Here is a 7,290-nt window from a genome sequence, read left to right as displayed (position 1 = left end):
CGCCGGGGTGGCCGCGCGACGCACCGGCCTCACGCGGGCCGACCGGCCCGTGAGCGTCGTGCTGGCCGGCTCGGTGCTGATGGCCGAGGACTCCCCGGTCGCCGAGGCGCTCCTCACGGAGCTGCCCGCCCACGTTCCCGGAGCGGTGCTGCTGCGCGGCTCGCTGCCACCAGTGGCGGGCGCCCTGCTGGACGCCCTCGGTGAGGGGGGCGTACCGCTGCACGAGCGGGAGGTGGCCGACGCCGTGTCGGCTCGGGTGACGGCGACCATGCCGCCCCGGGAGTTCCTGGCCACCTGAGGCGTGGGCCCGCCGGCCCCGCCGGCGGGATGTCAGCCTGCCATGGCTCAAACACTTTTCAAAGTGGTCTGAACTATGAGGTGAACAAACCAGCTTCACCGATCTGGACTAAGTGGTATGGCTTCGCTTACGCTCGCTCCACCCGGGCTCCCGGGACACTCATCAAGCACAGGAGACACCGTGGTCTCGCGCAACAGAACCCGACGGATCACCGCCTTGTTCGTATGTCTCGGGGTGGCGGGCCTGCTCGCCGGCTGCATGCCGGGTACCACCGCCGCCGACTCGGACAACAGCGCCGGCAAGGGCCCTGTGGCCACCGATCCGGCCACCATGGGCAAGGTCACGCTGAACGTGGTGGACGCCTTCTCCGGGGGCGTGGACAACGCCTGGATGGCCTCCGTGGTCAAGGCGTTCGAGAAGAAGTACCCCAACATCACGATCAAGCGGACCCCGATGGCCTGGGGCGATGCGATGGCCGCCCTGCCACTCAAGCTCAAGTCCGCCAACCCGCCGGACATCGTGCCGGCCAACAACGGCTGGCAGTCCATGGGCACCCTGGTCCGCGGCGGGCTGCTGCTCAACCTGGACAACTACGCCCACGCCTACGGGTGGAAGAACTCCTTCCCCCAGTCGATCCTGAACCAGCACATGTTCAGCACCGACGGTAAGCAGATGGGCACCGGTTCGTTGTTCGGTACCCCGGTCGCCCGGGCCTCCCTGATCGAGGTCTATTACAACCGCTCGCTCCTGAAGAAGATCGGAGCGAAGGTCCCGACCACCTACGCCGAGTTCCAGGCCGCTCTGGCCAAGGCCAAGTCGGCCGGCATCACTCCCGTCGCCCTCGGCAACTCCAACCAGGGCGGGATCACCGAACCGCTCTTCTCGCTGATGAACACCTTCGGCCCCCAGAGCAAGATCACCGAATTCACCTACTCGCAGGGCGATGTGAAGATCGCCGACACCGGATTCCCCAAGGCGGTGTCCACACTCAAGCAGTGGTCCGACCGGGGCTACCTGACCAAGGGCTACGCCGGTGTCGACTCCGCGGACGCCGCCCAGTCATTCGCCAACGGCAAGGGACTCTTCCACTTCGACTACTCGGGCTCCCTGCCGCTCAAGCCCGGCCAGTCGAAGAACTTCGGCTCCTTCATCCTGCCCCGGGCGGACGGAGGCAAGCCAGTGGCCACGGGCTCCTCGGCGGCCAACTTCTCCATCTCGTCCAAGTCCAAGCACGCCGACGCCGCCGCCGCCTTCCTCGATTTCATGGCCGGTGAGCAGGCCGCCGAGCTGGCCGTCGCGAACGGGACCATGCCACTGCTGCACCCGGACGTCAAGGCGCCCGCCGGGGACCCGCTGCTCTCGGACGACGTGGCCATCACCCGGAGCATCTCGGCGAACGGCACCTCCGTGCCCTACCTGGACTGGACCACGCCGACGCTCCTGAACACCATCAACACCACCATGCAGAGCCTGCTGGCGGGCAAGTCCACCGAGAAGGCGGTCGTCACCGCGGCCGACCAGGACGTCACCGCCTTTGCGAAGACCCTCGGGAAGTAGGCATGGCCGTACTCAAGGAAGCATCCCTCCCCGAGGCAGCCGTCCCCGGCACCGTCACGGCCGGCCGTGCTCCGCGCAGCGAGGGGGGCACCCGCTTCCGCTCGCCCCGGACCCGCCGGCGCCTGCTGGGGCTCGCCTACCTCGCCCCCGCGCTGCTGATCTACGTGTTCGTCGTGCTGCTGCCCGCCGGCCAGGGACTGCGACTGTCCTTCTACCACTGGGACGGGATCACCTCCGCGACCTGGGCCGGATTCGGCAACTACACGGCCTTCCTCACCGACGCCACGGTGCGCCAGGCCGTCACCCACACCCTGTTCTTCATCGTCTTCTTCTCCATCCTGCCGATCATCCTGGGCATGGTGAGTGCCGCGCTGACCGCCCGCAAGGATGTGCGCGGCGCCGGCGTCTACCGCTCGATCATCTTCCTTCCCCAGGTGCTCACCCCGGCCGTCGCCGCCGTGGTGTGGAAGCAGATCTACGCCCCCGGCGGCCCCCTCAACTCCGTCCTCACCGCGTTCGGCCTGGGCGGGCTGACCCGGGGGTGGCTGGGTGACTTCACCTGGGCGCTGCCCGCCCTCGGCCTGGCCGGTACCTGGGCGGCGTACGGACTGTGCATGGTGTTGTTCGTCGCCGGAACCCAGAACATCCCCGGTGAGCTGTATGACGCCGCGCGCATGGACGGGGCCGGCCCGGTCCGGGAGTTCTTCACCGTCACCCTGCCGGGCCTGCGCGGGCAGCTCGCGGTGGTGCTCACGCTCACCCTGCTCGGTGCCATCCGGGTCTTCGACATCGTCTGGCTCACCACCAAGGGCGGCCCGGGGACGTCCACCATCACCCCCACCGTCCTCCTCTACCAGCGAGCCTTCACCAACCCGGACGTCGGGGCCGCCTGCGCCATCGGTGTCGTGCTGGCGCTGGTCTCGCTGACCGTGTCCCTCGTCGTCGTCAAGCTGTCGGAAGGAGACGACTGATGATCTCGAAGCGGGAGAAGGTCTTCAACTACACCTTCCTGACCCTGCTCGCCGTCGCTGTCCTCTTCCCGGTGGTCTGGATCCTCGGTGTCGCGCTGAGCCCCGACATCGCGGGGACACTCGACCTGGGCCATCTGCAATGGTCCAACTTCGCCGAGGCATGGCGACAGGCCGGCTTCAGCCAGTACCTGAAGTCGAGCCTGATCATCACCGGGACCGCGGTGTCCGCCTCGACCGTGCTGGCCGTCCTCAGCGGCTACGCCTTCGGAGTGCTGGGCGTGGTGGGGGAGAAGGTCCTGTTCCCGGTGCTGCTGTTCGGGATCATGATCCCGATGGAAGCGATCATCGTCCCCCTCTACTACGACTTCCAGGCCCAGGGACTGACCGACAGCTACCAGGGGATCATCCTCGCCCATGTGGGCACCGGAGTGAGCTTCGGCGCCTTCTGGATGCGGGCGGCCTTCCGCGCGGTGCCGGCCGGCATCGGGGAGTCGGCCCAGATGGACGGCGCCAACAGCTGGACCATGCTGTGGCGCGTCTACCTGCCGATCGCCCGGCCCGCGATCCTCACGTTCGTCCTCCTCAGCTTCATGTGGACCTGGAACGACTACTTCCTCTCCCTGATCCTCCTCTCCGATCCGTCCCACCAGCCCATGACACTCGGACTGGGCGCCTTCTCCGGCCGCTACCTCGTCCATGTCAACCTGCTCGCGGCGGCAGCGGTGATGATCTGCCTCCCCGTGGTGGTCCTCTACCTCTTCTTCCAGAGGCAGTTCATCCGCGGCATGCTCTCGGGCGCGATCAAGGGATGACGCACGGCGGCGGACGGCCTCCGCACACCCCCCGTATGCCGTCCGCGCGCGTACGCACGACCCCACACCCATATCCACTGCTCCGTACGGAATGACCACGCGATGAACACGGCCAACGACTTTCCCCAAGGAGAAGCCGCTGTGACACAGGCACCCAGTGCGACGGAAGCGGCTGTCGAGGCGGCTCTCGCCCGGCTCGACCTGGACATGAAGACGCGGCTCCTCGCCGGGCAGGACCGGTGGTCGCTACCGCCCCTCCCCGAGATCGGCCTGAAGTCCCTGGTCATGTCCGACGGCCCGATCGGCGTCCGCGGCGTGCGCTGGAGTGCGGACGACCCGTCCATCGCGCTGCCCTCCCCGACCGCGCTCGCCGCCACCTGGGACCCGGGACTGGCCCACCGCGCCGGGGTGCTGCTCGCCCAGGAGGCCCGCCGCAAGGGCGTCCACGTCCTGCTCGCCCCCACGGTCAACCTCCACCGCTCTCCGCTGGGCGGGCGGCACTTCGAGTGCTACAGCGAGGACCCCTACCTCACCGGGGTGATCGGCTCCGCCTATGTGAAGGGCGTGCAGTCCGGCGGCGTCGGGACCACGGTCAAGCACTTCGTGGCCAATGACGCCGAGACCGACCGGTTCACGGTGGACAACGTCGTCTCCGCACGCGCCCTGCGCGAGCTGTATCTGGCCCCCTTCGAGGCGATCGTCGAGAACGCCCACCCGTGGGGCATCATGACCGCCTACAACGCGGTCAACGGCACCACGATGAGCGAGCACCACTACCTGGTCAACGAGGTCCTGCGCGGCGAATGGGGCTTTGACGGCTTCAACGTCTCCGACTGGACCGCGGCCCGCTCGACGGTCGACGCCATCAACGGCGGCCTCGACGTGGCCATGCCCGGCCCACGGACCGTCTACGGCGAAGCCCTCGCCCAAGCGGTCAGGGACGGCAAGGTCACCGAGGCCACCGTCGACAAGGCCGTACGCAATGTCCTGCGGCTGGCCGTGCGCGTGGGCGCCCTGGAGGGTGCCGAGCCGGCCGTCACCGAACTGCCGGACACCGTGAACGGCGTGGAACTGGCACGGGAGATCGCCCGACGCTCTTTCGTCCTCGTCAAGAACGACGACAACGCCCTCCCCCTGAAGCCGGACGGCACGGTGGCCCTGATCGGAGCCGCCGCCCGCGACGCCCGTGTCCTCGGCGGCGGCTCCGCCACCGTCTTCCCGGACCGGACCGTCTCCCCGCTCGACGGCCTCACCCAAGCCCTCCCCGAAGGCGCCCTCAGCCATGCGGTCGGAGCGGACCCGAACACGGAACTGATGCCTGCCGACAAGGGGTTCGTACTCCGCGCCGTCTGCCGCGGCGCGGACGGCACGGTCCTGGCCACTTCCCCCCTCCCCAACGGGCAGATCCACTGGTCGTTCGCCGACCTCCCGGAGGGTGTCTCCTTCGACGTCCTCCGGGAGGTCGAACTGACCGGGACCTTCACGCCCCGCCTCACCGGCCCGCACACCCTCGGCATCAACGGAAAGGGCGCCTTCCGGCTCACGGTCGGCGGAATCACGTACTACGACGGTGTCCAGGCGCCCGACGAGGACGACCCCTTCGAGGGCTTCTTCAGCTCTCCCCAGCCCCGCGCCCAGGTGGAACTCGCCGCCGGGCAGCCCGTCGAGATCAGCCTCACGCACGTCGTGGCGCTCGGTGACTACCTCCGGGAGGACATCACCGTCACTCTCGCCCACCAGGAGCCGCGGCGCGACCCCGACGAGCTGATCGAAGAGGCGGTCGAGGTCGCCCGGGCCGCCGACACCGCCATCGTCGTGGTCGCCACCACCGAACGCGTCGAGTCCGAAGGCTTCGACCGCACCGACCTGCGCCTGCCCGGCCGCCAGGACGACCTCGTCCGCGCGGTCGCCGCCGTCAACCCGAACACCGTCGTGGTCGTCAACTCCGGCTCCCCGGTCGAACTGCCCTGGCGCGACGAGGTCGCCGCCGTCCTGCTCAGTTGGTTCCCCGGCCAGGAGGGCGGCGCCGCTCTGGCCGACGTCCTCACCGGCGCCCGGGAACCCGGCGGCCGGCTCCCCACCACCTGGGGCTCCCTCACCGACGCCCCGGTCACCCAAGTCGTCCCGGTCAACGGCCGCCTCGCCTATTCCGAGGACGTCTTCATCGGCTACCGCGCCTGGGACAAGGCCGGTCGCACCCCCGCCTACCCGTTCGGCCACGGCCTCGGCTACACCGACTGGACCTACGAGTCCGTAGCAGTGGACGGCGATGTGGCCACGGTCCGCGTGCGTAACAGCGGCGACCGGCCGGGGCGGGAAGTGGTGCAGGTCTACCTCTCCCCGGTGGAGGACGACGCCGGCCGCCCCGCGCGGTGGCTCGCCGGCTTCGCGGCGGTCGAGGCGGGGCCGGGCGAGACCGTCGAGGCCGTCATCGACATCCCCCGCCGCGCCTTCGAGGTGTGGGATGAGGCGGCCGACTCCTGGTCCTTCGTGAAGGGTTCATACAACGTCAAGGCCGGCCGCTCGATCGCCGACCGCGGAATCACCGTGACGGTCGACGTCTGAACCCGCTGAGACCCCCACGAGCCCCGTCCAGGACCTGACACCCGGACCGGGGCTCGTGGGCTTCCGGGCGGCGCACCCCTGCGTGCCGAGCTTCCCTCCGCACCGCTCGTCCCTTGTGGCCCGGAAGGGGTCAGCTCATGGCCCTTCCCGACCGGGCCAGGGCCCCGATGCGCAGATCCCGAGTGCGGCTCTGATGGGCGACCATGCGGTCACGAGCCGTCTGCGGGTCCCTGCGGCGCACCGCCTCAAGGATGCCCGCGTGCTCGTCGAGGATCAGGCCGAGATTGTCCGGGTGGTCGGTGGCGGAGGAGGTGTGCGAGTCGTAGACCTTCAACTGCGCGTCCAGCCGGTCCATCAGCTCCGCGATGACGGCGTTGTGTCCTGCCTCCCGCAGTACCACATGCCATTGGGCGTTGAGCTCCCGCAGTTCAGCGGCGTCCGTGCATGCCACGGTGCTCTCGTGGACGTGGACGAGCCGGGCGAGATCGAGTTCCGTCCGGTGGGCCGCGGCGGCCTCGGCGGCAGCCGATTCCAGGGCGATACGCGCCTCGCAGATCTCCAGGATCTCCTCCGGGGTACGCGCGCGCACCACATAGCCGCGGGTCGCCTGCTCGACCAGGCCGTCCTGCTCCAGCCTGATCAGAGCCTCCCGTACGGGTGTGCGGGAGACGTTGTACTGCGTGCTGAGAGCCGTGGGGATCAGGACGGTGCCGGGCGGTGTCTGCCCGCTGACGATGCCCTGCCTGATACGGGTGTAGTGGCTGCCCGCACCTCCGCTTCCCCGCGAAGTGGCCACGTTCCGCTCCTCTTTCCGTCTCTCGTGCCGCGTGGCACGGGCCCCGATCTCGTGACCCACCACCGGAGTCTGCCATCGAGTATTACTGAACGCATCTGTATACACATGCTTGCACCGGCATCCACTTTTGACTAGGGTCGTTCCCACGCCCGGCCGGGCTCTCAGCTCCCGGCCGGCCGGTGTTCGCCACGTCCAGGGGAGTTTCGGCATGTATCGCGATGCGCAGTCGAGGCAGGGGCGCGCCTGTCCGTCTGCGGCGTGGGCCCTCCCGGTGGCAGCCAGGCTGACCTC

At 69.2% G+C, this 7,290-nt stretch carries 6 protein-coding genes; 5 read left to right on the top strand and 1 reads right to left on the bottom strand.

Features of this window, described 5'->3' with window-relative positions; all coding sequences use genetic code 11:
• The 5 genes from ABFY07_RS40600 to ABFY07_RS40580 all read left to right on the top strand — a co-directional run.
• On the top strand, positions 1–298 hold a 298-nt coding region (locus ABFY07_RS40600), incomplete at its 5' end, for a hypothetical protein (protein WP_346179281.1).
• Between the two features lie 216 nt (positions 299–514).
• Positions 515–1,855 (top strand): ABC transporter substrate-binding protein, encoded by a 1,341-nt coding sequence (locus ABFY07_RS40595; protein ID WP_346179280.1) that lies wholly within the window; start codon positions 515–517, stop codon positions 1,853–1,855.
• Between the two features lie 2 nt (positions 1,856–1,857).
• Positions 1,858–2,826, top strand: coding sequence for a carbohydrate ABC transporter permease (locus ABFY07_RS40590; protein WP_346179279.1), 969 nt, complete (start codon positions 1,858–1,860; stop codon positions 2,824–2,826).
• Positions 2,826–3,638, top strand: a complete 813-nt coding sequence (locus ABFY07_RS40585) for a carbohydrate ABC transporter permease (RefSeq protein WP_346179278.1) — start codon at positions 2,826–2,828, stop codon at positions 3,636–3,638. The genes ABFY07_RS40590 and ABFY07_RS40585 overlap by 1 nt, the downstream gene beginning before the upstream one ends.
• A gap of 102 nt (positions 3,639–3,740) precedes the next feature.
• Positions 3,741–6,203 carry a beta-glucosidase family protein gene (locus ABFY07_RS40580; RefSeq protein WP_346179277.1) on the top strand — a complete coding sequence of 821 codons (2,463 nt, stop codon included), beginning with the start codon at positions 3,741–3,743 and terminating at the stop codon, positions 6,201–6,203.
• Between the two features lie 130 nt (positions 6,204–6,333).
• Here the strand turns inward: ABFY07_RS40580 and ABFY07_RS40575 are convergent, their stop codons facing one another.
• Positions 6,334–6,999 (bottom strand): GntR family transcriptional regulator, encoded by a 666-nt coding sequence (locus tag ABFY07_RS40575; RefSeq protein WP_346179276.1) that lies wholly within the window; start codon positions 6,997–6,999, stop codon positions 6,334–6,336.
• Between the last annotated feature and the right edge of the window lie 291 nt (positions 7,000–7,290).

This window comes from Streptomyces sparsogenes subsp. cuspidosporus, assembly GCF_039532705.1.
Classification (GTDB): domain Bacteria; phylum Actinomycetota; class Actinomycetes; order Streptomycetales; family Streptomycetaceae; genus Streptomyces; species Streptomyces sparsogenes.
Note: the sequence above shows the minus strand (reverse complement) of the source record. Positions and strands in the feature narration are given on the sequence as shown.